Raw genomic sequence first — 21,610 nt, forward strand, 5'->3', positions numbered from 1 at the left:
CAGTCAGCGACTAGTGAGAATGCCTCGGCACTTCAGAGCCGCGGCTGCCGATCAGGAAGTCGAAATCGCAGCCCTGATCCGCTTGCATGACGTGATCGATATACAGCTGGCGATAGCCGCCCAGCAGCAATTGAGGCGGAGCCTGCCAGTCGGCCAGACGCGCCGCCAGTTCCGCTTCGGGAATGTCCAGGTGCAGACGGCCGCTGGCGCAGTCCAGTTCGATCCAGTCGCCTTCCTTGACTACCGCCAGCGGTCCGCCTGCCGCCGCTTCCGGCGCGACATGCAGGACCACGGTGCCGTAGGCCGTGCCGCTCATGCGGGCATCGGAAATCCGCACCATATCGGTTACGCCCTGAGCCAGCAGCTTGGCCGGAAGCCCCATGTTGCCGACCTCTGCCATGCCCGGATAACCCTTGGGTCCGCAATTCTTGAGCACCATGACGGAGGTTGCATCGATGTCCAGATCCGGATCGTTGATGCGGGCCTTGTACATCTCGAAATTTTCGAACACCACGGCGCGACCGCGATGCTGCATCAGCGCAGGTGTCGCAGCGGAAGGCTTGAGCACGGCGCCCAGCGGGGCGAGGTTGCCACGCAGCACGCAGATGCCGCCGTCGGCGCGGATCGGGTTGTCCAGCGCGCGGATCACCTGATCTTCGCCATGGATCGGCGAGTTGCAGGTGTTCTCGGCAATGCTTTTGCCATTGACGGTCAGTGCGTCAGGGTTGGGCAGCAGACCGGCTTCGTTCATGCGTCGCAGCACGGCGGGCAGGCCACCCGCGTAGTAGAACTCTTCCATCAGGAAGCGCCCGGACGGTTGCAGGTCGACGATGGTTGGCATGCCGCGACCGACGCGTGTCCAGTCATCCAGCTCCAGATCGACACCGATGCGTCCGGCGATGGCTTTCAGATGGATCACGGCGTTGGTCGAACCACCGATGGCGGCGTTGACCCGAATTGCGTTCTCGAACGCGGCCTTGGTCAGGATCTTCGACAGACGCAGGTCTTCACGAACCATGTCTACAGCGCGCATGCCGGACATGTGCGCGAGCACGTAGCGTCGTGAGTCCACTGCCGGAATCGCTGCGTTGTGTGGCAGCGAGGTGCCCAGCGCCTCGGCCATGCAGGCCATGGTGGATGCGGTGCCCATGGTGTTGCAGGTGCCTGCCGAGCGGGACATGCCGGCTTCGGCGGACAGGAATTCATCCAGGCTGATCGTGCCGGCTTTATAGGATTCGTGCATCTGCCAGACGATGGTGCCAGCGCCGATGTCCTTGCCTTCATGCTTGCCGTTGAGCATCGGGCCGCCGGTCACGACGATGGCCGGAATGTCGCAACTGGCCGCGCCCATCAGCAGGGCCGGGGTTGTCTTGTCACAGCCGGTCAGCAGCACAACGCCATCGATCGGGTTGCCGCGAATCGCTTCCTCGACATCCATACTGGCCAGGTTGCGGGTGAACATCGCGGTAGGGCGCAGGTTGGACTCACCGTTGGAAAACACCGGGAATTCAACCGGCCAGCCACCGGCCTCGATCACGCCGCGTTTGACGTGTTCGGCAATCTGACGGAAATGGGCGTTGCAAGGCGTCAGCTCGGACCAGGTGTTGCAAATGCCGATGATCGGCTTGCCTTGAAACTGATGGTCGGCGATGCCCTGATTCTTCATCCAGCTGCGGTACATGAAGCCGTTCTTGTCGGCAGTGCCAAACCACTGGGCAGAGCGAAGGGTCGGTTTTTTATCGGAGTCAGACATGATCGGCTCTCTTATTGTAAGACTTAATGTCGATGCTGCTGGCTAAGGTAAGCCTAAAAAACGCCGATTGGAAGAGTTGTCAGTTTAAATAGTATTACTATATAGTCGTTTTCAGTTGAGGGACGACCCTTGCCTCGGTGTTGCTGCATATCGGCACCCAGGTACTGAGGCGATCCCCGCAGGTTCCATAACAAAAACAATGGGAGACCGCCTTCATGAGCCAGGAACTGCGGCTTATACGTCGCATTACGTTCAAACTGATTCCCTTTCTGATCCTGCTTTACCTGATCGCCTACGTGGACCGCTCTGCCGTGGGCTTTGCCAAGCTGCACATGGGTGCCGACATTGGTATCGGCGACGCTGCCTACGGGCTGGGTGCCGGGCTGTTTTTCATCGGTTACTTCCTGCTGGAAATCCCCAGCAACCTGATGCTCGAACGCTTTGGTGCACGCCGCTGGTTCGCCCGGATCATGATCACCTGGGGCGCCATCACCATTGGTATGGCCTTCGTTCAGGGGCCGCACAGCTTCTACGTGATGCGCTTTCTGTTGGGCGCGGCCGAGGCGGGCTTCTTTCCTGGTGTGCTGTACTACATCACCCAGTGGTTCCCGGTTCGCCATCGCGGCAAGATCCTGGGCCTGTTCATCCTCTCGCAACCCATCGCCATGATGATCACCGGTCCCGTGTCCGGCGGTCTGCTGGGCATGGATGGCGTTTTGGGCCTGCATGGCTGGCAGTGGCTGTTCATTGTTATCGGTACCCCTGCGATCCTGCTGACCTGGCCGGTGTTGCGCTGGTTGCCTGACGGTCCGCAGCAGGTCAACTGGATGAGTCAGGACGAGAAGGACTGGCTGACCGGCGAGCTAAAGAAAGATCTGGAGGAGTACGGCCAGACCCGCCATGGCAATCCGCTGCATGCGCTCAAGGACAAGCGCGTGTTGTTGCTGGCGCTGTTCTACCTGCCCGTGACCTTGAGCATCTATGGACTTGGCCTGTGGCTGCCGACGCTGATCAAGCAGTTCGGCGGCAGTGATCTGACCACCGGTTTCGTGTCTTCGGTGCCTTACGTTTTCGGGATCATCGGCCTGCTGATCGTGCCGCGCAGTTCCGACCGCCTCAACGACCGTTACGGCCATCTGGCGGTGTTGTATGTGCTGGGCGCCATCGGTCTGTTCTGCAGTGCCTGGCTGACGTTGCCGGTCGCGCAGCTGGCAGCGTTGTGTGTCGTGGCGTTCGCGCTGTTTTCCTGCACGGCCGTGTTCTGGACCCTGCCGGGTCGTTTCTTCGCCGGTGCCAGTGCGGCAGCCGGTATTGCGTTGATCAACTCGGTCGGCAATCTGGGCGGCTATATTGGACCGTTCGTGATCGGCGCCCTGAAAGAGGTGACCGGCAGTCTGGCGTCAGGTCTGTACTTCCTGTCCGGCGTCATGGTCTTCGGCCTGGTGCTGACCGGCATCGTTTATCACGTGCTGGAGCGCAAACATGTGCTGCCAGCCTCCGAGTTTGCCGCCAGCGCCAAGGCGCGCTAGGTCCGGCTTTTCACTGTCTGAAAGGAGATTTCCATGCGGTTGGTGCAATTTGAATTGAACAACTGTGAGCGTCGGGTTGGTCTGGTGGACGGCGATCAGGTGCGTGAAGTGCAGGGCGTAGAGAGCGTGCGCGAACTGGCATTGGCGGCGATCAAGGCAGGTTCAGGGCTTGCGCAGCAGGTCGAGCAGCGCGGTGTTGGCGAGGCGCATGATTACGCGCAACTGCTGGAAGAACTACGCATTCTGCCGCCACTGGATCACCCGGATCCGGCGCACTTGCTGGTCAGTGGTACGGGGCTGACGCACCTGGGCAGCGCTTCTGCGCGGGACAGGATGCACCAGCAGTCGGGTGACGAGTCAGCCATGACCGACACCATGCGCATCTTCAAGTGGGGCGTGGAAGGTGGCAAACCGCAAGCCGGGCAGGTCGGTGTGCAGCCGGAATGGTTCTACAAGGGCGATGGCAGCATTGTCGTGCGTCCGGGCGAGTCGTTCTCGCTGCCGCCGTTCGCTGAAGATGGCGGGGAAGAGCCGGAGTTGAGCGGTCTGTACGTGATCGGCCACGACCACAAGCCTTACCGGCTGGGCTACGCAATCGGCAATGAATACTCCGACCACATCATGGAGCGCCGCAATTACCTGTACCTGGCCCATTCCAAGCTGCGCGCCTGCTCGTTCGGGCCGGAACTGCGCGTGGGTGAGCTGCCGCAGAACCTGTCGGGCACCAGCAAGGTCTGGCGTGACGGTAAGGTGCTGTGGGAAAAAGAGTTCCTCAGCGGCGAGGCCAACATGTGCCATAGCCTGGAAAACCTTGAGTACCATCACTTCAAATACGCCCAGTTCCTGCGTCCTGGCGACGTGCACGTACACTTCTTCGGCACCGCGACGCTGTCCTTCGCCGACGGCATCCGGACCCAGCCGGGGGATAAGTTCGAAGTCAGCCAGGCTGAATTCGGCAAGCCGCTGGTCAACGGTCTGGCACCGAGCGAAGCGGTGTTCCAGCCGGGCGGTATTGGCAAGCTGTGAGATAAGGGCACCCATGAAGTTCTGCGCCATCTCCTCAAGGTGACGCAGAGCGTCACGGGCTGCATACCCACGCAGAGCACTCATCGTTATACACAAGTCCGCAAGACGCGCAAAACGGGGGGGCAAAACGACTGAATGCATACCCCGTGGGAGGCGGCAAGACTCGGGTATAACGCTGAGCGCAAGCATGGGCATGATCGGCGTGCTTGAGATCACGCTGATCGTTCCTACGCTCCTGCGTGGGAATGCCTCTCAGGACGCTCCGCGTCCGCTTGTGGCCGTTGCAGAGTTCGCGAAGATCATGGCAAGTCATCGCGCTATTGCCCTATCATTCGCGCTTTTGCAGCCCGGATACCCTCATGACGACTACCCCAGACACCTTGCTCGCCGCCCTTGAAACCTCTTCCATGCTGGAAATCGACGGTCTTCACGCCTGGGAATTTTCCCTGGGTGAAGAGCTGAACATCGAGTGCATGGACGGACGCGAGCGCAAGGTATGGCGTTTCACGCTGGATCAGGTCAAGGCAGCGGTCTTCGACGAGTCGCTGCAAAGCTGGGTCGTCAACGATGGCAACGCCGACCACCGCATTGTCTGCCTTGATGCCTTCACGCCTAGCGATGAAGACGACGCCGACGAAGCTTGATCCAGATCAAGTGCGCTTCACCGGTTAGCCGCTAGATTCGACGCTGTACACACTGGCTTCGCCAGTGTCGGCCCAATGGACTGGGCCGAAACCAAAAAGATAGGGAGATCCAATGTCTACTCAAGGTGCGTTGAGTCGTGCACGTCTGTTGCCGACGTTTCTGGGCGTCCTGCTGCTGGGGCTGGGCGTGATCATGGTCATTGGCGGCTTCAGGCTGTCGGGCCTGGGCGGTTCCTTCTACTACATGCTTTGCGGGTTCGGTTTCTCGGCCATCGGTATTCTGCTGGTGATCGGGCTGCGCTTCGCTGTCTGGCTGTTCACGCTGATGCTGTTGCTGAGCACGGTATGGGCGCTCTGGGAGGTTGGCCTGGACCGTCAACGCCTGATGCCACGCCTGTTCGTGTGGTTCCTGGTCGGGCTGGTGCTGGTACTGCCGGTTGCACGTCAGGCGCTCAAACCTTCCCGTCAGCGCGTGTCTGTCAGTAGCCTCATCATCGCTTTGATCCTGGCGGGCATCACGCTCGACCCCATTGGTCAGCTCAAGTACTTCACTCACCATACGCAGGACATCGTGGCTACGCTGGTTCCGGGCATGGAGCTGCCGTGGGTGTCATTTGCCGAGACACAAGCCCGTTTCCGGCAGCCGGAAGGCTAGTCGGCGCAGATCCATTGCAGGCCCTGCAAAACTACACCCCGTTGTCAGTGTCATAGAGCTGATTGCCGCGTGACAGGCGTCATAACTTCAACAAAAGGGATGCCCCCATGCCCCACAAAATTCTGCCTTGGCTGGCGATGGCCAGTGCCATGAGCGCTTTCACCCTGCAGGCTCAAACCATGACCGATTCCGAATTGCTGCTGGGTTCCTATACCCAGGGAACAAGCGAGGGGATCTACCGTTTTGGCTTCGACAGCAAGACCGGCATGATCAGCCCCAAGCCGCTTCAAGTGATCAAGACCGAGAACTCGTCCTGGCTGACGGTTTCCAAAGACCAGCGTTACCTGTTCGTCGTCAACGAGAACGGCCCTGGCCAGACCGACACGGTGGGCAAGGTCAGCAGTTTCTCCATCGAACCCAAGACTTTCAACGTGACGCCGATCAATCAGGTCGAAACCAAGGGCGAGGAGCCGACTCACTCGAGCCTGAGCAAGGACGGCCGCTACCTGTTCGTGGCGAACTACGCGGTGAACCCTGATCCGGGTGGCGCGTTGTCCGTGATGCCGGTCGGCAAGAATGGCCAGTTGAGTGATGCCGTTCAGGTCCTGCCTCTGGGCCCTGGCAGCAAGGTCAATCCGGAACGGCAGGCCTCGTCCCATGTTCACCTCGCAGTGCCGACTCCGGATGGCAATTACGTGGTAACGGCCGACCTGGGTGCCGACAAGCTGTTCGTCTACCGCTACAACGCCGATCAGGCCAAACCGCTGCAACCTGCCAAGGTGCCGACCGTGCAGTTGCCTGCGGGCAGTGGTCCGCGTCATGTGCTCTTCAGCAGCAACGGTAAACATGCCTGGCTGGTACTGGAAATGTCGGCTCAGGTGGTGGTGTTCGACTACCTGGACGGCGGCTTCAAGCAAACCCAGATACTGGACATGAAAAACAAGGGCGTTGACCAGAAGAACGGCGGCGGCGCCTTGCACGCCTCACCCGATGGCAAGTTCCTGTACGTGACCAACCGTGGCGAGGCCAACCAGGTGGTGGTGTTCCGCATCGACCCTGCCAGCGGGAAACTTGAGGAAATCCAGCGTCGCACCGTTGAAGGCAAGGAGCCTCGTGAGTTCAGCTTCGACCCCAGCGGCAGGTTCATGCTGTTTGCCAATCAGAAGAGTAACCAGATCGTGACCGTACGTCGTGATCCGCAAACCGGCATGATCGGCGAAACGGTGCAGAAACTTGATGTGGATGCACCTTCTTATGTGCATTTTCTGAGCGACAAATAGGATACAAACGCTTCAGCCCGCGCAAACCGCGGGCTGAGGCCGTTATCAATCCTGATGATATAAGTTAGTGCTACAAAAGATTTCTGCTGAATCACCCTCAGGCGTAAGTTTGAGTCACGGCCAAGACGGCCAGAACTCATAGCAGCACAGAAGCAGCGTGCAGCGCCGACATAGAGAGGTGACCAACATGAACTTCAATCTTTTCTCCATCATTGCTGCATCGGCTATTTCCGCTTCCGTGGCACTTCCTGCCAGCGCCAGTGTTGAAGTCAGCGACAAGAAAGCCCACGCGACACAGACCTACACAACCAAGTATCTGCAACAAAGCGCCAACTTCTACGCCGCTCTGGATCACAAGTCCGCGCAATGAAACGTACGTGAATCCATTCCCCGTTAACGAAGGTTTCGATACCGGGGAATGGATTCGTGAACGGCAATGCTTTCGCGAGCATGTTCGCCCACACAGGTCCACGCGACCACTGCCCATTGCGTGGCAGACAAGGCATGGACTGTTACGTGAGCCTGCTCGCGAAAGCGTTGAATCCCCTTGACCCCGTTACCTCATCCGTAACGGGGATTTTTTTGTGCCGGAAAAAGACAGTCATGGGCAATTGGTCTATTTGCGCATTACCGCTTCAAACAGATCGGAGTCCAGAAAGCGCTGCAGCCAGTTGCGCAAGGCAGGGTAGGGACTTTGCGCAAACCAGTCCGGATCGACAAAGCAGAACTGGCGAATGAACGGCGCGAGGGCGATGTCAGCCAGTGTCTGGCGTTCACCCAGCAGATAAGCCCCCGATTGCAGTCGATCTTCCAGCTTGTGCAGAAAGACTTCCGCCAGCGCTCGGTAATGCTCAGGTGGATGCTCCGGGTAGCGTACGGCGTACTTGTAGCGGTCCAGATTCAGCTTGAAAACCTGATCGTTCTCTTCGATCAGGTCGGCGATCTGCCGTTGTCCCGCAGGAGCCTGCGCCAGCAGCCAGTCATCCGGATCGTTCTGCGCCAGCGCCCAGTGCATGATGTCCAGACTCTGTTCCAGAACACGGTCTTCCAGAATCAGCACCGGTACTGTGCCCTTGGGCGAGCGTTCGAGCATTTCCAGCGGCTTGGCCTTGAGGCTGACTTCATGGATATCCACCTCGCAGCCCGCGTAACGCAGCGCCATGCGGGCGCGCATGGCGTATGGGCAGCGGCGGAACGAGTAAAGCACCGGCGTCATGAGCTGCCGACTTCGATGGTGCTCAGCCCGTTGCCCTGACGACGGACCTTGATCTGCACCGGGATGCGTTCGTGCATTTCCTGAACGTGGGAAATGACGCCCACTTTGCGACCCTGCGCCTGCAGGCCGTCCAGTGCATCCATGGCCAGTTGCAGCGACTCCGGGTCGAGGCTGCCGAAGCCCTCGTCGATGAACAGCGATTCGATGCGCAAGGTGCTGGACGCCATCGATGCCAGGCCCAGCGCCAGGGCCAGCGATACCAGAAAGGTTTCCCCGCCCGACAGCGAATGCACCGAACGGGTTTCGTCGCCCATCTCGGTGTCCAGCACCAGCAGGCCGAGCATGCTGCCGCCGCGTTTGAGGCGGTAGCGGCGCACCAGTTGTTTCAGTTGCGCGTTGGCGTGGTGCACCAGCAGATCGAGGTTGTAGGCCTGGGCGATCTTGCGGAATTTGTCGCCTTCGGCCGAGCCGATCAGCGCGGCCAGTCGTGCCCAGCGTTGGTATTCGCCGGTGGCGTCGTTGATGCGCGTCTGCAATTCACTGTTGGCGTTGCGGCGGCGCTGGTCTTCGCTCAGTTGCGCACGCAGTTCGGCACAGTGCTGTTCGCTCAGGGCCGTCTGCTCCTGAGCTTGCAACAGCGCCGTATTCAGGGCCTCGCTGTCGGTCAGGTCGGGATGTTGCGCCTGATGCTGCTGCACGCGCTGTTCGCGCTCATTGAGCAGGATGCGCGCCTGCTCCAGAGCTTTCTCGGCCGCCTGCGACTGCTGGCGCAACTGTTCGACCTGCTCGTCATCGTAGGTGAGGAGATTGTCCAGCGCCGCATCATCCAGTTCTGCGTGCTGACTGCGCCAGTCTGTAAGGGTGGCGTCCAGCTCCGTCAGTTCCTGCTGCAAGGCCTGCTGCTGTTGCTCACCGGACTTGAGTTCGGCAGCCAGCTGGATCAGCTGGCTCTGGATATCCTGCAAGGATTGGGCAGCCGAGCTTTCGGCCTGACGGGCCTGCTCGACGGCGTGTTCCAGGGTCTGCTGCCACTGCTCGGCGCTGGTATGGTCGCCCAGCAGGTCCTGCAACCGTCGCTGGCTTGCCTGCTGCTGTTCGCTGAGGGAGGCCACGGCCTGCTGCTGTTCTGTAACGCGCTGCAGGCGGTTCTTCTGCTCGACCTGTTCGCTGTCGATGCGCTGCTGGCGTTCACGCTGTTCCTGCTGCTCTTCGCCTTGCTGCTCCAGTTGATCGAGGCGCTGCACCACTTGCTGCTCAAGCTGCATCACGGTGGCCGAGGCATCATTGCGCAGCCCATCCAGAGTCTGCGAAGACACCAGCGGCGCGAGTGCAGCCAGCTCTTCGTCCAGACGCTGCTGATCAGCGCTCAGTTGCTGCAGCTGTTCGGTCACGTGATGGGCAGCGGCCTGACTGGCTTCCTGCGCGGTCTGCACCGACTGCTGCAGGCGTGCGGCATCTTTCTGCAGGTTGAGCAGGGCTTGCTGGCGCTGCTCGTCGCGCAGAATGATTTCGTTCAAGTGGCTGAGCTGTTGGCTCAGCCAGGCATCGCGTTTGGCAGGGTCACGGTCCAGCAACTGGGTGCCAAGCGAGTGAGCTTCCAGGTCCGGGGCCAGTGCCTGATGGCGTTGCATCAGTTGATCGTGCTGGCGTAGCAGTTCTTTCTGCCGGGCGATGATACCGCCGACCTGCTCGCGCAATTGGTTGCGCTGCTCGGTCAGGGTGTCGACGGCCTTTTGTGCGCTGGCCTGCTCGTCTTCGTCGTGTTGGGTCAGGCTTTGCAGCAAGGCTTCCGGTTGATGCCAAGGGTGCTCGGCACTGCCGCAGACCGGGCAGGGCTGGTCGTCCTGCAACTGGGTGCGCAGTTCTTCAACGCTGGCGCTGCGGGCCAGACGCTGGCGCTCCAGCAACTGGCGGGTCACGTTAAGGGTCTGTTCGGCGACAGCCAGCTCGTCCTTGACCTTGATGCCCTGGGTAACCAGTGACTCGCGTTCCTGCTGGGCTTCCTGCTGCTGCCGGGTCAGCGCCTGCAATTGGTGTTCGATGTCCTGCTGGCTGGCCCACAGACGCGTCAGCTCTTCGAAAGCGCGCTGCTGTTTGCGGTTGTCTTGCAACAGGCTGCCGAGGATCTGTAACTGTTCGGTGACGGCAGCGACTTCGCAATCTGCCTCGCGGTACAGCAATTCCAACGCGTTGCGCTGCTCTGTCAGCTGTTGCTCGGCCTCGCTGGCGCGCTGTTGCAGCGCAGGCAGCTCACGATTGCCGTGCTTGAGGCGATTGGCGGTGAGCGTCAGGGTTTTCAGGCGGTCGCGCCACGCGTTCCAGCCTTGGGCCAGCGGTGCGAGATCGCTGCTGTCCGCCAGTTGTCCGGCGATGCGCTCAAGACGCTGGGCAACCTGCTGTTGCTGGTCGAGCAGGATGTCCAGGCCGGTCTGGCCTTGGGTGCAGAGGTGCTCGGCCTGCTGATGGTGTTCCGAGGCCTTGGCCAATTCCTGAGCGAGGCGGTTCAGCGTGCTTTGCGCATCGAACGCCTGCTGCAACAGTGGTTTGGCCGTGTTGTGCGCCTGCTGGGCGTCCTGTAACCGAAGCTGCGCCTGGCTGCGTTGATCGTGCAACTGCTGCTGATCGGTTTGCAGCGCGATCTGCCGCTCCTGGTGCTGGCGAATCTGCTCGGCCAGTGGCGCGAGCTGAGCGTTCAGGGTGATCCGGCGTGCGAAGCGGTGCCGTTGCGGACCGAGGCGTTCAAGCTGTCCCAGTGTCTGACGCTGGCTGCTCTGGTCGTCCCACACCTGCTGCGCGGCGGTCAGGCTCTCCTGAGCGGCGAGTTGTTCGTCGCGCAGCCGATGCAGCTCGGTCAGCCATTGCTGCTGCAGTTCCAGCTGGCGCTGTTGAGCCTGATGGAGCTTGAGCTGTTGCTGGGCATCGCTCATGCGCTGCTCGAGCTCGGCAAGCTGCTCGGGATCCAACGGGCTGATATGACTGGCCTGAGCCGTCAGGGCCTTGAGGGCTTCTTCGGCTTCCTTGCTCTTGCTGTAAGCGCGTCGGCCGAGCTGGCTGTAGATCGCCGTGTTGGTCAGCTTCTCCAGCAGTTCGCTGCGTTCCTTGTCGTCGGCCTTGAGAAAGGCGCTGAACTCGCTCTGGGCAAGCATCACGGCACGGGTGAACTGTTCGAAATTGAGACCCAGACGGCTTTCGATCAGTTGCTCGAATTCGCGTTTGCTCTGATTGCTGAGAATCTGCTCGCTGTCCAGATCGGTCAGGGTCTGGCGGCTGGCCTGAAGTTTCTTCGCGGCGTTGTCCCGCGCGCGATTGGTTTCCCAGCGCGCCCGATAGCGGCGCTGGTCGATGCCGATGAAGTCCACTTCGGCGTAACCGCTGCCGGTTCCACGGCGCAGCAGGGTGCGTGGATCGCTGGTGGTAATGTCGCCGTCGATGTCGGGAACCTTCGACTGGCCGATGTTGCTCAGGCGCGGAATGGCCCCGAACAGCGCCAGGCACAACGCATCGAGCAGCGTGCTCTTGCCTGCACCGGTCGGGCCGGTAATGGCGAACAGGCCGGCGCTGGCCAAGGGCTCTGCGGTGAAGTCCAGTTCGAACGGTCCGGCCAGCGAGGCCAGATTTTTCAGGCGAATGGCAAGAATCTTCATGGCTGTTCGCTCTCCTGCTGCACTTCACGCAACAGCGTGGCGAAGTCGGTCAGGGTCTGTTCATCGACCTCGCTGCCGAAGTTGTCCTGCCAGGCGCGGCTGAACAGTTCCTGCGGGCTGAGCTGATCCAGTTCGATCAGCGCGGCATCGTCATCACTGCCGTCGGCGCTGCCCTTGCCTGCGTATTCGGCACCGATGCGCACCAGTCGCACGGCCTTGCCCTGCAGGGCGGTTTCGATCTGGTTGCGCAGGTCCGGCTGCGGCTCGTCGAGGCGCACGCGCACCTCCAGCCACGGCTGTCGATCCGGGTCGGCCAGCAGATCGACGTTGGGCAGTTCCTTGAGCTGCACCAGCAGTTCGGCCAGCGGTGCAGGGCCCAGGCGTTGCAGGTTGACGGCGCGTGGAATCAGGCAGGTGTCGACGCTGGTCAGGGTTTCACCGTCGCAGTTGATTTCCAGAATCTGGTGCTGATAGCCGATTTCCGAGAATGACAATGGGATCGGTGAGCCGCTGTAGCGAATGCGTTCTTCACCGTTGACCCGTTGCGGCTTGTGCAGATGGCCGAGGGCGACGTAGGTGATGCTCGGCCCGAACAGGCTGGCGGGCAGGGCTTCGGCGTTGCCGATGATCAGGCTGCGCTCGGAGTCTTCGGACACCGAACCACCGGCCATGTGCGCATGACTCACGGCGATCAGCGCCTGACCTGGCTGGCGTTTGAGGTTGGCGGCTTCGATCAGGCGCTCGTGAACCCGTGCGATACCTTTCAGGTAATCGTCGCCCAGCGTCGGGCCGGTGACTTCGGCGGGGCGCAGGAACGGCAGCGCCAGGCACCACGCTCGGACCTGACCTTCGGCGTCGGGCAGTGGCAGCAGCAGCCGCTCGGCGTCCAGCACGCCTTCATCCAGCCACAGCACACGGCCGAGCGCGTGGGTGCGCAGACGACGCATCAGCGGCGCGGGCAGTTCGATGCGCGAACCTGAGTCGTGGTTTCCGGCGATCATGACGATGGTCAGCAGCGGGTTCTGTTCGTGGGCATTGACGATGAAGTCGTACAGCCGCTCCTGGGCTTTGACCGGCGGGTTGACGGTGTCGAAGATGTCGCCCGCGATCAACAGCACATCAGGCTGGCGCTCGGCCAGACGGGCCAGCAGCCAGGTCAGAAAGCAGGCGTGTTCGAAATCGCGCTCCTGACCGTGAAGGTTCTGACCCAGATGCCAGTCGGAGGTGTGAAACAGACGCATTGAATTACCTTGTCATCAAAGGGGTGGCCGGCTGCATCCTCACTTGGGATACAGCGGCGGCAACCCGGCATCGCCTGCCGGGTCCTGAATGTGTTCGGCGGCGGGCAGGGTGCGGATCGCACGCCACAGGTCCTCGCCCAGCCAGAGTTTACCGGTCTCACTGTAGAGTGCGCCGTTCAGGCCATCCAGTGCATCGGACAGCGGCACGAAACGGGCCGCCATGTCGGCCAGGGTTTCCGGTTGCTGGCGCGCCCAGGCATCCAGGGCCTGGCGCGTGGCCTGCGGGTCGTTGGCCAGACAGGCGCGCTTGAGGTCGTCCAGCACAGTACGCGGGCTGGGTCCTGCCTGCACGGTTTTGGCGATTGCCGGCTGGCCGCGCGCGCGCCACCAGAGCAGGCAGGCCAGCAAGGTGGTGAAGGCAAAGAACAGCGTGCTCATTTGCCACGGCCAGACCGGTGGGCCGATGACGGTCAGGCCACTCATGTCGTTGCTGACCGGTGTATCAACGCCCAGTCCGGGGTTGCCGCTGATCTGCAAGGTTCGGGCGGGCAGGCTTGTGTGCTCCAGGTGGTCTTCGCGGGTGTTCCACCAGGTGACTTCCACCGCAGGCAGATCAATCGCGCCGGCACGGGTGGGCACCAGCGCTTCGCGTTCTTCGCGGGTGCCGATCAGCCCTCGCTCGCTGGGCAGGTTGCGCAGTTGCGGCTGGTCCGGATAACGGCGCAGGCCGGGTACTTCGGTGGCAGGCAAGGGCGGCAATTGCGCACCGGCCAGACCTTCGGCCTTGAGAATGAGGGTGCGTGTCAGTGAATCGCCGACCTGAGTCTTGCCCGGTTCCGGGCTCCAGCTCTCTTCAAGGCTGACGGTGCGGGCCGGGAGCCATGGCACCTGAGTCGGATAGTCCGCAGGCACTGCTCTGACGTTCAGCGGGATCTCGGCGGAACTGACGCGCATCACCTTGCCCGGTTGCGGGCCAAACGGATTGGCGTCCTGATTCGCTGCACTGCTGGCCTGAGGCTGCACTTGCGTCGCGCTGAACACCTGAGGCGGAATGGTCAAGACTCCGCTGTGCTGGGGATAGAGCGCATAGCGCATCTCGATGACCCCGTGGCGCACGCTGTTGATCAGCTTTTCGTAGGTACGCGAATCGCCCAGCTTCTCGATGCGGGCATCCGGCACCTGAAGCGGGCTTAGGCTGCTGTCGTCGAACAACTGCACCGAGTGGTAGATGCGCAGGGTCAGCACGACCTGAGCCTGAACGTAGACGCTGTCCTGATCAAGCGTCGCCTCGATGAACACCGGCGCCAGTTGCCGATCCTGCTCCCTGGCTTCGTTCTGAATCACTTGCAGAGTCAGTGGCTGGCTTTTCAGGTCGCCCAGTTGCAGGGGAGGAATCGTCACGCTGCCGGTTTGCCGTGGCAGCAGGGTGACGATCCAGCGCGTGGTCGCCTGATTGTTGGTGCCCAGGGTCGTCAGTCGGTTGACCTGGCGGGTGTCGCGCACCTCGAAGTCACTGTCCAGCACGGTCAGGTCGGGCTTGCCGAATTGCGTGACGTCGTCGGTTTCCAGCGTCAGCTCGAAGGTTTCCCCGGCGTTCAGCCGTGTGCGGTCGACGCTGGCCGTCAGTTCGGCCGCGTGTGACGACAGGACAGACAGGCTCAGCAGCAGGCCGGTCAATAAGGGGTACGCGCGACTCATCGGGTCTTTTCCTGATGTTGCTGTTCGTAGCGGAATTTGCGCCGCAGCAGTTCGCCCGGATCGTCCGGAATCTGTCTCAGCCACTGCTCCAGTTCCTGACGTCGTTCGCTGGTGACGGGACGGTCGGCAGGCTGCAGGGGCGGGCGAGTGGTCTGTTCATCGTCTGCCGACGGGCCGGAAGACTGCAGGCCGGACGTGTCCGGAGGCAGGCTTTCGCTGCCGTCGTCCTCACTTGGCCGGGCAGTGTCCTGTTCAGAGGGCGAATGGCTGCTGGTCTGATCCTGCGTGCCATTCTGGCCTGCTTCATCCTGCTCGGGTTTTTCCGGTTTGTCCTGTTCGGGTTGAGCCGTATTGGCCTGATCCAGAAGATTCTGAACCAGTGCACGGTTGTTCACTGCTGCGGGGAAGTCCGGCTGCCGTTCGAGCGCCTGTTCATAGGCGTCCAGCGCCGCTTCCAGTTCGCCACTGCGGGCCAGCGCATTGCCACGGTTGTAATGATCGGCGGCTGTGTTTCCTTCAGCAAAGCGTTGCGCTGCGCTGGCGTAATCCCCGGCTTCGTAGAAGGCGATACCTTTCCACTGTGGGTCTTCAAAGCGTTGTGCGGCTTCTGCCGGCCGGCGCTCTTCCAGCAGACGCTGACCCTGCTGATCCGGGCGCAGCCACAGGTCCTGAAATTCGAACGCCTGACTGTTCTGAGGAAACATGAACAGCAGCGGCAGGCAGAACAGCCAGCCGCGGCGACCTGCACAGGCGGCGATCAACAGCAGCGGCAGCAGAAACCAGTGACCCTGATCGGCCCAGGTGTCGAGCTGCACGATCTGACCGTCGCTGCGCAGGCGTTGCGGGCTGGCGAGCAGGCCAAGGCTGCGCAGGTCCTCTTCATCAGCCCGCGCCTGACGGTAGCTGCCGCCGACCTGCTCGGCAAAGTCATTGAGGCTGGTGCTGTCCAGACGCGGCACCATGATCGCGCCCTGATCGTCCTTGAGCAGGCTGCCGTTTTCCTGAGTCACTGGAGCACCTTCGGCGGTTCCAATACCCAGTATCAACAAGGGCGGCGACTGACCGCGCAGGGCCTGACGGATGCCGTCGCGCTCCTGTTCACTCAAGGACGAGCCGATCAGCAGAATCCTGCCCTGGCCCAGCGCACCCTGCTTGAGCAGGTTCAGCGCCTTGACGACCGCCAGATCGGCACGCTGGCCCGGGACCGGTATGATCGACGGCCTGATCGCCTCCAGCAGGTTATGGCTGGTCACCAGATCGTCGGACAGCGGCACCAGCGTGTGGGCGCTGCCCGCGTAGACCACGATGGCGGTCTGTGAGTCGCTGCGCAGTTGCAACAGATCGAGCAGTTTGCGTCGCGCCTGTTCCAGACGTGTCGGGGCGATGTCGGTGGCGAGCATCTGCGGGGTGAGTTCCAGCACCACCACCAACGGGTCGACCGGTTTCTGGCTGATCTGCTCGACACGTTGCCAGCTGGGACCAAGCAGCGCGGCCAGCGCCAGCAGCCAGGCCAGCGCCAGCACCACCCACGGCAGTTTGCTGTTGCTGCCGCGACTGCCGTTCAGCAACACGGCATGAAAGGCGGCGGGCAGGATGATCTGCCAGCGTCCGGCGCGTTTCTGCCGATGCCAGAGTTGCCAGATCAACAGCGCCAGCAAGGGCACGATCAGCAGCCACCATGGACGGAACCAGTGCGGCCAGAGGGAGGCGATCATCGCGACCTCCACAGACGTTCGACGCGCTCACGCCAGCCGAAAGCGCGCAGGCGAACAAGCGTCCGCTGCATGGCGTTGTTGGGCCACAGGCTGCGGATCACCAGCAACACGCTCATCAGCAGCGCCAATGACAATGGCCACTGGTACAGCACTTGCGCCGGGCGGGCCTGGGTGGGTTGCTGGGCGACAGGTTCGAGCGAGTCGAGGGTGGCGCGGATCTTTTCCAGTTGCTCGCCATCGCGGGCGCGGAAGTATTGGCCGCCGCTGAGGCTGGCAATGTCCTTGAGCGTAGGCTCATCCAGGTCCAGGCTCGGGTTCAGGCCCAGCAGTCCCTGGATGCCGCTTTTGTCGGGATCGGAGCCGATGCCGATGGTGTAGATCCGAACGCCTTCGTTTGCTGCCAGCCGTGCCGCCGTGATCGGGTCGATCTGCCCGCCGTTGTTGGCGCCATCGGTGACCAGCACCAGAACGCGGCTATTGGCCGGACGCAGGCGCAGGCGTTTGAGCGCAAGACCGATGGCGTCGCCGATGGCTGTGTTTTTGCCCGCGATGCCGATTTTCGCCTCGTCCAGCCAGATACGCACCGTGCGGCGGTCGAACGTCAGCGGGGCCTGAACGAAGGCCTGGCTGCCGAACAGGATCAGGCCGACTCGATCACCCTGACGGCCCTCGAGAAAATCGCCCAGCAGATGCTGAACTAGCACCAGTCGGCTGACTTCGTCGCTCTGCCATTGCATGTCCGGGTAATCCATGGAACCGGAAACGTCCACGGCCACCAGCAGGTCGCGGCCGCTGGCAGCCACGGGAAGCGGCTCACCCAGCCATTGCGGGCGGGCGGCGGCGATCAGCAGAAACAGCCAGATGAGCAGGAACGGCGAGCGCTGTCGCCACGCAGGCAGGTTGGCCTTGGCGCGCCGACCGCTCAAACCTTCGAGTTCGTTGAGGAAGCTGACCTTGAGCGCGGCTTCGCCGCTGTCGGCCATCGGCAACACGAAGCGCATCAGCCAGGGCAGCGGCAGCAGGGCGAAGACCCAGGGCCAGACGAACTCAAACATGTTTGCGAATCCAGATATCGACGGCCTGGGTCAGGCCGCTGATGGCCTTGTCATCGAGTTTGCATTCGGGTTTGTAGGCACCTTCAACAAGGATCATCCAGCGCGTCAGGCCTGCGGCCGGGCAGCGGTTATCGAGAAACGCCAGCCATTTACGACCGTTGAGGGTGTGGCTCTGGCTGTGTGGATAGTGGTTGCGGCACAGGCGTTTGAGCAGGCCGTTGATCTGTTGCAGCCAGGCTCCGGCGGGGGCGCCGTCATAGGGTTTGGGCAGGCTGGCCAGTTCCGCCAGCGCCGCGACCCGCACGGGGTCAAGCGGCTGCTCGCTGCGGCTTTTGCTGACCTTGACCGGCAACAGCGTGCGCAGCCGCCAGATGCCCCAGCCCAGCGCGGGAATCAACAGCAACAGCAGCCACCAGCCCGGCGCAGGAGGCCAGAAGCCGATGGCTTCAGGGGCGATCAGGGGTTGCAACTGATCCAGTGGATTCATTTGCGCTTCACCGGACGCTGTGCGTTGAGGTATTCACGCAATTGCTCGACCAGTTCGAACTGGGTGCTCAACGGCATCAGCAGCACGCGCAGTTTCTGGGCCAGCAGTTCCCAGCGCGCCGAGCGTTCTTCGCCCTGAACGCGATAGGCCCGACGCAGTTCGGGGTCAAGGGTGTCGAGTTCCAGTTGCGCACCGCGCTCGGCAAATCGCAGCAGCCCGGCTGCAGGCAGCGCGCGGTCCAGCGGGTCGGACAGCGGCAGCAGCAACAGGTCGCTGTGGCGCGCCAGCAGGGTGAGTTGCTGCTCTGCGGCATCGGAAAGGGCGCGCTCATCACACAGCACGATCACCAGACTGCCGGGGCGCAGCACTTCACGGGCACGCCGCAGGGCGGTGCCGAACGCATCACGGTCGGCGGGGATTTCGGTGTGCAACGACTGATTGACCCGCACCAGCCGGTTGAGCAGCTGTAAGAGGCTCTGTTTGCTGCGCCGGGGTTTGATCTCGTAATGCTCGTTGTCGCCGAACACCAGCCCGCCCACCCGGTCATTGTGTTCCAGTGCGGCCCAGCCGATCAGCGCCGCGGCCTGTGCAGCCAGTACCGACTTGAACATCTGTCCGGAGCCGAAGAACAGGCGACGGCTCTGTTCCACCAGAATGAAAATCGGCCGCTCGCGCTCTTCGTGGAACAGTTTGGTGTGCGGCTCCTGCGTGCGTGCGGTCACTCGCCAGTCGATGCTGCGCACATCGTCGCCTGCCTGATAGACCCGGACCTGATCGAAATCCACCCCTCGGCCACGCAGCTTGGAGTGGTGCAGGCCGATCAGCGGGCTGCGCTGGCTCGGCGTGGAAAACAGCTGCACTTCCCGCACGCGATGACGCATCTCGATCAGCTCGCTGAGCGTGACGCGAATGCCCGGTTGTGGGATCAGGTAGGGTTGCATGGGGTCAGGCGACGGCCACGACGTCGAGGATCCGCTGAATCACGCGGTCCTGATCGATGCCCGCAGCTTCGGCCTCGAACGACAGGATGATGCGGTGGCGCAGCACGTCGAACAGCACCGCCTGAATGTCCTCGGGGCTGACGAAGTCGCGTCCCGCCAGCCAGGCGTGGGCTCGTGCGCAGCGGTCCAGCGAGATCGAGCCACGCGGGCTGGCGCCGTAGGCGATCCATTCGGCCAGTTCCTGATCGAACTTGGCTGGGGTGCGAGTGGCCATGACCAGTTGCACCAGGTATTCCTCAACGGCGTCGGCCATGTACAGACCTAGGATTTCCTTGCGCGCCGCGAAGATCGCCTGCTGGCTGACGCGCCGCTCCGGCTTGGTTTCGCCGTTCAGCGCTTCGCCGCGGGCCTGCTGCAGGATCTTGCGTTCGACAGCAGCATCCGGAAAGCCGATCTTGACGTGCATCAGGAAGCGATCGAGCTGTGCTTCGGGCAGGGGATAGGTGCCTTCCTGCTCGATAGGGTTCTGGGTTGCCATGACCAGAAACAGCGGCGAAAGATCATAGGTGCTGCGCCCGACACTGACCTGACGCTCGGCCATGGCTTCAAGCAGCGCGGACTGGACTTTGGCTGGCGCCCGGTTGATTTCGTCCGCCAACACCAGGTTGTGGAAGATCGGGCCTTGCTGGAACACGAAACTGCCAGTTTCCGGGCGATAGATTTCGGTGCCGGTAATGTCGGCAGGCAACAGGTCGGGGGTGAATTGAATGCGATGAAACTGTGCTTCGATGCCTTCTGCCAGTTCCTTGATGGCTTTGGTCTTGGCAAGACCCGGAGCGCCTTCGACGAGCATGTGGCCGTCGGCAAGCAAGGCGATGAGCAGGCGTTCGATCAGCTTTTCCTGGCCGAGGATTTGCGTTGAAAGAAATGTTCGCAGCGCAATCAGCGCCTCACGATGTTCCATCGGTGACTGTTCCTGGCAGGGTAATCAGCCGCGTCGAGCGACGTCAGGCTGGGGGCGATACTTTAATTCATTCGGGCGGGTATCGACTAACGACTCTAGGGTTTTTTATGAAGTTTAGAGATGGTTCATACGTTTAGATGAGAATTGTCCTACATGTTTTGTCTGCTCTTTGTAGGAAGTTACAGGCGAGGGCTACTTTCAACAGTAATTGCCTCATGTCTGACCGGCCGCAGACTTGCAGCTGACAAATGACTGTGGGAGGCCTCACTGGTCCTTCGGCGTAGCGCTTTCGCGCAGACACCGCACTGTAGGAGCGCGCTTGCCCGCGATCTGCCAGGAACCGGCAGCAAACTGCACACGCGGCGTGTCAGATGCAACCCGGGGCCGCTGCGCAGCCCATCGCTGCCGTCGTAACCTCCGAGAGCTCCTACGCCTTTCGGGCAGAAGCAGGCGTGCGTGCATTTCAGCAAATTACAGAGTGTCTGATAAGTGAGGGCTTGCCCGCGATGACGTCGGTTCAGGCGCTGATGCAGAGCCTGAAAAATCGCATCACTCAGGACACCCGATAAAACGCCGCAGCATTGCCCCACAACACGTTTTGCGCAGCCGCCTCACCCAGCGCGTCCACTACCAGATCGATATCACCCGGTTCGAACGGCCGGGGTGCGCGAGTGGAGGGCAGGTCGGTGCCGAACATCAGGGCGTCGGGGTTGGCTGCGTGGATGTCCTTCAAAACCGCTGGCACAGCAAAGTCGACCCGCCCGAAGCCGCAGGCCTTGATCCGCACGCCATGCTCGGCCAGACGCAACAACACAGGCAGACCTTCGGCACTCAGCCCCAGATGATCGATGCTCACGGCAGGCAGCCTGAGCAGGCGGGTTTCGATGTCGGCCAACTCGCGTGAGTCGATATACAGCTCCGAATGCCAGCCGACCAGATCGTGAACCCTTAGTGCCAGGGCTTCCAGTTGATCGAGCTGTTCAGACCCGCCCCGCTTCAGATTGAAACGCAGGGCCCGTACGCCAGACGCGTTGAGCATTTCCAGCTCTGCATCCGTGACACTGGACGGTAACTGAGTCACGCCTGCGAAATTCGGTCCCAGCCGTTTCAGTGCGGCCAGCAGGTAAGTCTGATCAAAGCCTTGAAACGAGCCCGAAACCACGGCACCACCCCTGACACCCAAGGGTTCGACCTGCGCCAGATAGTCGCTCATCCGGAACGGCTCCGGCAGGAAACCATTGTTGGCCTGAAGCGGATAACCGGGGTCGATGATGTGGCAGTGGGCGTCGAAAATGGCGGGCATGACGGGCTCCTTGTGGTCCGAACGGCAGTAGATGTGATCAGGCGAGTTCGCTTACATAGCTGCCCACGTCTTTCAGAATGATCTGCAGGGTTTCCTCGACTTCGTGCAGTTCGCCTGCGGAGGTGCTGTGCAGGATTTCGTAACGCTCATGGCCGTCCAGTTGCTTGCCGTCCGCAGGATCGATTTCCAGCAGCAGGCGTTCGGCACTGAAGGTCACTTTCAGCGTCGAGACCGTATGCGTCCTGTCGTCGCGAACGGTGATTTCCACTTCGTTTTCATCGGGAAAACGACTCAGCGAGAACAACTCGCCGTTCTCGCTGTGGCAGCAGAGCAGCGCCATGTTGTCGTATTCGTCGTCGCAGGGATTGACGATAAGGCTGGCAGTCTTGATGAGCATGGTCGGGTTCCGGTATTCGAAAGTGGGCGGGCAGGACGGATTTTGCCAGTCCCCGAGACATT

General features: G+C 61.7%; 18 protein-coding genes. 6 read left to right on the plus strand and 12 right to left on the minus strand.

The genetic code is table 11. The annotated features are described in order from the left end of the window. Positions 1-10 precede the first annotated feature (10 nt). Positions 11-1,753: an IlvD/Edd family dehydratase gene (locus tag AC0IXS_RS23005; RefSeq protein ID WP_471825760.1), complete on the minus strand. Its 1,743-nt coding sequence runs from the start codon at positions 1,751-1,753 to the stop codon at positions 11-13. A gap of 215 nt (positions 1,754-1,968) precedes the next feature. On the opposite strand from AC0IXS_RS23005, the gene AC0IXS_RS23010 reads away from it, so the two are divergent. The 6 genes from AC0IXS_RS23010 (at position 1,969) to AC0IXS_RS23035 (ending at position 7,257) form a co-directional block, all read left to right on the plus strand. Then, the gene (locus AC0IXS_RS23010) at positions 1,969-3,282 is read left to right on the plus strand and encodes an MFS transporter (RefSeq protein WP_025994362.1); all 1,314 of its coding nucleotides are present in this window, start codon (positions 1,969-1,971) and stop codon (positions 3,280-3,282) included. 33 nt (positions 3,283-3,315) lie between these two features. Then, a complete protein-coding gene (gene araD1 / locus AC0IXS_RS23015; RefSeq protein WP_057411004.1) occupies positions 3,316-4,308 on the plus strand; it encodes an AraD1 family protein in 993 nt (330 codons plus the stop codon). Between the two features lie 359 nt (positions 4,309-4,667). Further along, positions 4,668-4,952, plus strand: a complete 285-nt coding sequence (locus AC0IXS_RS23020; protein ID WP_032651582.1) for a DUF5629 family protein — start codon at positions 4,668-4,670, stop codon at positions 4,950-4,952. 112 nt (positions 4,953-5,064) lie between these two features. Next, positions 5,065-5,607 (plus strand): hypothetical protein, encoded by a 543-nt coding sequence (locus AC0IXS_RS23025; RefSeq protein WP_057408012.1) that lies wholly within the window; start codon positions 5,065-5,067, stop codon positions 5,605-5,607. A 107-nt stretch (positions 5,608-5,714) separates the two neighbouring features. Next, positions 5,715-6,887 (plus strand): lactonase family protein, encoded by a 1,173-nt coding sequence (locus tag AC0IXS_RS23030; protein WP_471825764.1) that lies wholly within the window; start codon positions 5,715-5,717, stop codon positions 6,885-6,887. Between the two features lie 187 nt (positions 6,888-7,074). After that, positions 7,075-7,257 (plus strand): hypothetical protein, encoded by a 183-nt coding sequence (locus tag AC0IXS_RS23035; protein WP_004883855.1) that lies wholly within the window; start codon positions 7,075-7,077, stop codon positions 7,255-7,257. A gap of 246 nt (positions 7,258-7,503) precedes the next feature. On the opposite strand, the gene AC0IXS_RS23040 is transcribed toward AC0IXS_RS23035, so the two are convergent. The 11 genes from AC0IXS_RS23040 to AC0IXS_RS23090 all read right to left on the minus strand — a co-directional run bounded on the left by AC0IXS_RS23040 (position 7,504) and on the right by AC0IXS_RS23090 (position 21,548). Continuing rightward, complete coding sequence (locus AC0IXS_RS23040) at positions 7,504-8,103, minus strand: glutathione S-transferase (RefSeq protein ID WP_137202402.1); 600 nt, start codon at positions 8,101-8,103, stop codon at positions 7,504-7,506. Beyond that, positions 8,100-11,747, minus strand: coding sequence for an AAA family ATPase (locus AC0IXS_RS23045; protein ID WP_471825767.1), 3,648 nt, complete (start codon positions 11,745-11,747; stop codon positions 8,100-8,102). The genes AC0IXS_RS23040 and AC0IXS_RS23045 overlap by 4 nt, the downstream gene beginning before the upstream one ends. Next, positions 11,744-12,988, minus strand: a complete 1,245-nt coding sequence (locus tag AC0IXS_RS23050) for an exonuclease SbcCD subunit D C-terminal domain-containing protein (protein WP_004883858.1) — start codon at positions 12,986-12,988, stop codon at positions 11,744-11,746. The genes AC0IXS_RS23045 and AC0IXS_RS23050 overlap by 4 nt, the downstream gene beginning before the upstream one ends. Positions 12,989-13,027: 39 nt before the next feature. Then, positions 13,028-14,686 carry a BatD family protein gene (locus AC0IXS_RS23055; RefSeq protein WP_122614046.1) on the minus strand — a complete coding sequence of 553 codons (1,659 nt, stop codon included), beginning with the start codon at positions 14,684-14,686 and terminating at the stop codon, positions 13,028-13,030. Next, positions 14,683-16,401 carry a vWA domain-containing protein gene (locus tag AC0IXS_RS23060; RefSeq protein ID WP_471825769.1) on the minus strand — a complete coding sequence of 573 codons (1,719 nt, stop codon included), beginning with the start codon at positions 16,399-16,401 and terminating at the stop codon, positions 14,683-14,685. The genes AC0IXS_RS23055 and AC0IXS_RS23060 overlap by 4 nt, the downstream gene beginning before the upstream one ends. Continuing rightward, positions 16,398-17,456, minus strand: coding sequence for a vWA domain-containing protein (locus AC0IXS_RS23065; protein WP_122689423.1), 1,059 nt, complete (start codon positions 17,454-17,456; stop codon positions 16,398-16,400). Before AC0IXS_RS23065 ends, AC0IXS_RS23060 begins: the two co-directional genes overlap by 4 nt. After that, positions 17,449-17,943 (minus strand): DUF4381 domain-containing protein, encoded by a 495-nt coding sequence (locus AC0IXS_RS23070; RefSeq protein ID WP_025994351.1) that lies wholly within the window; start codon positions 17,941-17,943, stop codon positions 17,449-17,451. The genes AC0IXS_RS23065 and AC0IXS_RS23070 overlap by 8 nt, the downstream gene beginning before the upstream one ends. Then, positions 17,940-18,884 (minus strand): DUF58 domain-containing protein, encoded by a 945-nt coding sequence (locus AC0IXS_RS23075; protein WP_004883863.1) that lies wholly within the window; start codon positions 18,882-18,884, stop codon positions 17,940-17,942. Before AC0IXS_RS23075 ends, AC0IXS_RS23070 begins: the two co-directional genes overlap by 4 nt. A 4-nt stretch (positions 18,885-18,888) precedes the next feature. Next, positions 18,889-19,848, minus strand: coding sequence for an AAA family ATPase (locus AC0IXS_RS23080; RefSeq protein ID WP_004883864.1), 960 nt, complete (start codon positions 19,846-19,848; stop codon positions 18,889-18,891). A gap of 553 nt (positions 19,849-20,401) precedes the next feature. Further along, the gene (locus AC0IXS_RS23085; protein ID WP_122667571.1) at positions 20,402-21,151 is read right to left on the minus strand and encodes an amidohydrolase family protein; all 750 of its coding nucleotides are present in this window, start codon (positions 21,149-21,151) and stop codon (positions 20,402-20,404) included. A 37-nt stretch (positions 21,152-21,188) separates the two neighbouring features. Then, positions 21,189-21,548 (minus strand): hypothetical protein, encoded by a 360-nt coding sequence (locus AC0IXS_RS23090; protein ID WP_004883866.1) that lies wholly within the window; start codon positions 21,546-21,548, stop codon positions 21,189-21,191. Positions 21,549-21,610 lie beyond the last annotated feature (62 nt).

It is taken from the genome of Pseudomonas sp. AC016 (assembly GCF_979253365.1).

What these genes read in the sequence shown, in the direction of transcription:
- AC0IXS_RS23020 (WP_032651582.1), top strand. Translation starts at nt 4,668, where the DNA reads ATGACGACTACCCCAGACACCTTGCTCGCCGCCCTTGAAACCTCTTCC.
- AC0IXS_RS23065 (WP_122689423.1), bottom strand. Translation starts at nt 17,456, where the DNA reads ATGTTTGAGTTCGTCTGGCCCTGGGTCTTCGCCCTGCTGCCGCTGCCC.
- araD1 (WP_057411004.1), top strand. Translation starts at nt 3,316, where the DNA reads ATGCGGTTGGTGCAATTTGAATTGAACAACTGTGAGCGTCGGGTTGGT.
- AC0IXS_RS23025 (WP_057408012.1), top strand. Translation starts at nt 5,065, where the DNA reads ATGTCTACTCAAGGTGCGTTGAGTCGTGCACGTCTGTTGCCGACGTTT.
- AC0IXS_RS23045 (WP_471825767.1), bottom strand. Translation starts at nt 11,747, where the DNA reads ATGAAGATTCTTGCCATTCGCCTGAAAAATCTGGCCTCGCTGGCCGGA.
- AC0IXS_RS23040 (WP_137202402.1), bottom strand. Translation starts at nt 8,103, where the DNA reads ATGACGCCGGTGCTTTACTCGTTCCGCCGCTGCCCATACGCCATGCGC.
- AC0IXS_RS23010 (WP_025994362.1), top strand. Translation starts at nt 1,969, where the DNA reads ATGAGCCAGGAACTGCGGCTTATACGTCGCATTACGTTCAAACTGATT.
- AC0IXS_RS23070 (WP_025994351.1), bottom strand. Translation starts at nt 17,943, where the DNA reads ATGAATCCACTGGATCAGTTGCAACCCCTGATCGCCCCTGAAGCCATC.
- AC0IXS_RS23005 (WP_471825760.1), bottom strand. Translation starts at nt 1,753, where the DNA reads ATGTCTGACTCCGATAAAAAACCGACCCTTCGCTCTGCCCAGTGGTTT.
- AC0IXS_RS23035 (WP_004883855.1), top strand. Translation starts at nt 7,075, where the DNA reads ATGAACTTCAATCTTTTCTCCATCATTGCTGCATCGGCTATTTCCGCT.
- AC0IXS_RS23050 (WP_004883858.1), bottom strand. Translation starts at nt 12,988, where the DNA reads ATGCGTCTGTTTCACACCTCCGACTGGCATCTGGGTCAGAACCTTCAC.
- AC0IXS_RS23060 (WP_471825769.1), bottom strand. Translation starts at nt 16,401, where the DNA reads ATGATCGCCTCCCTCTGGCCGCACTGGTTCCGTCCATGGTGGCTGCTG.
- AC0IXS_RS23085 (WP_122667571.1), bottom strand. Translation starts at nt 21,151, where the DNA reads ATGCCCGCCATTTTCGACGCCCACTGCCACATCATCGACCCCGGTTAT.
- AC0IXS_RS23090 (WP_004883866.1), bottom strand. Translation starts at nt 21,548, where the DNA reads ATGCTCATCAAGACTGCCAGCCTTATCGTCAATCCCTGCGACGACGAA.
- AC0IXS_RS23055 (WP_122614046.1), bottom strand. Translation starts at nt 14,686, where the DNA reads ATGAGTCGCGCGTACCCCTTATTGACCGGCCTGCTGCTGAGCCTGTCT.
- AC0IXS_RS23030 (WP_471825764.1), top strand. Translation starts at nt 5,715, where the DNA reads ATGCCCCACAAAATTCTGCCTTGGCTGGCGATGGCCAGTGCCATGAGC.
- AC0IXS_RS23075 (WP_004883863.1), bottom strand. Translation starts at nt 18,884, where the DNA reads ATGCAACCCTACCTGATCCCACAACCGGGCATTCGCGTCACGCTCAGC.
- AC0IXS_RS23080 (WP_004883864.1), bottom strand. Translation starts at nt 19,848, where the DNA reads ATGGAACATCGTGAGGCGCTGATTGCGCTGCGAACATTTCTTTCAACG.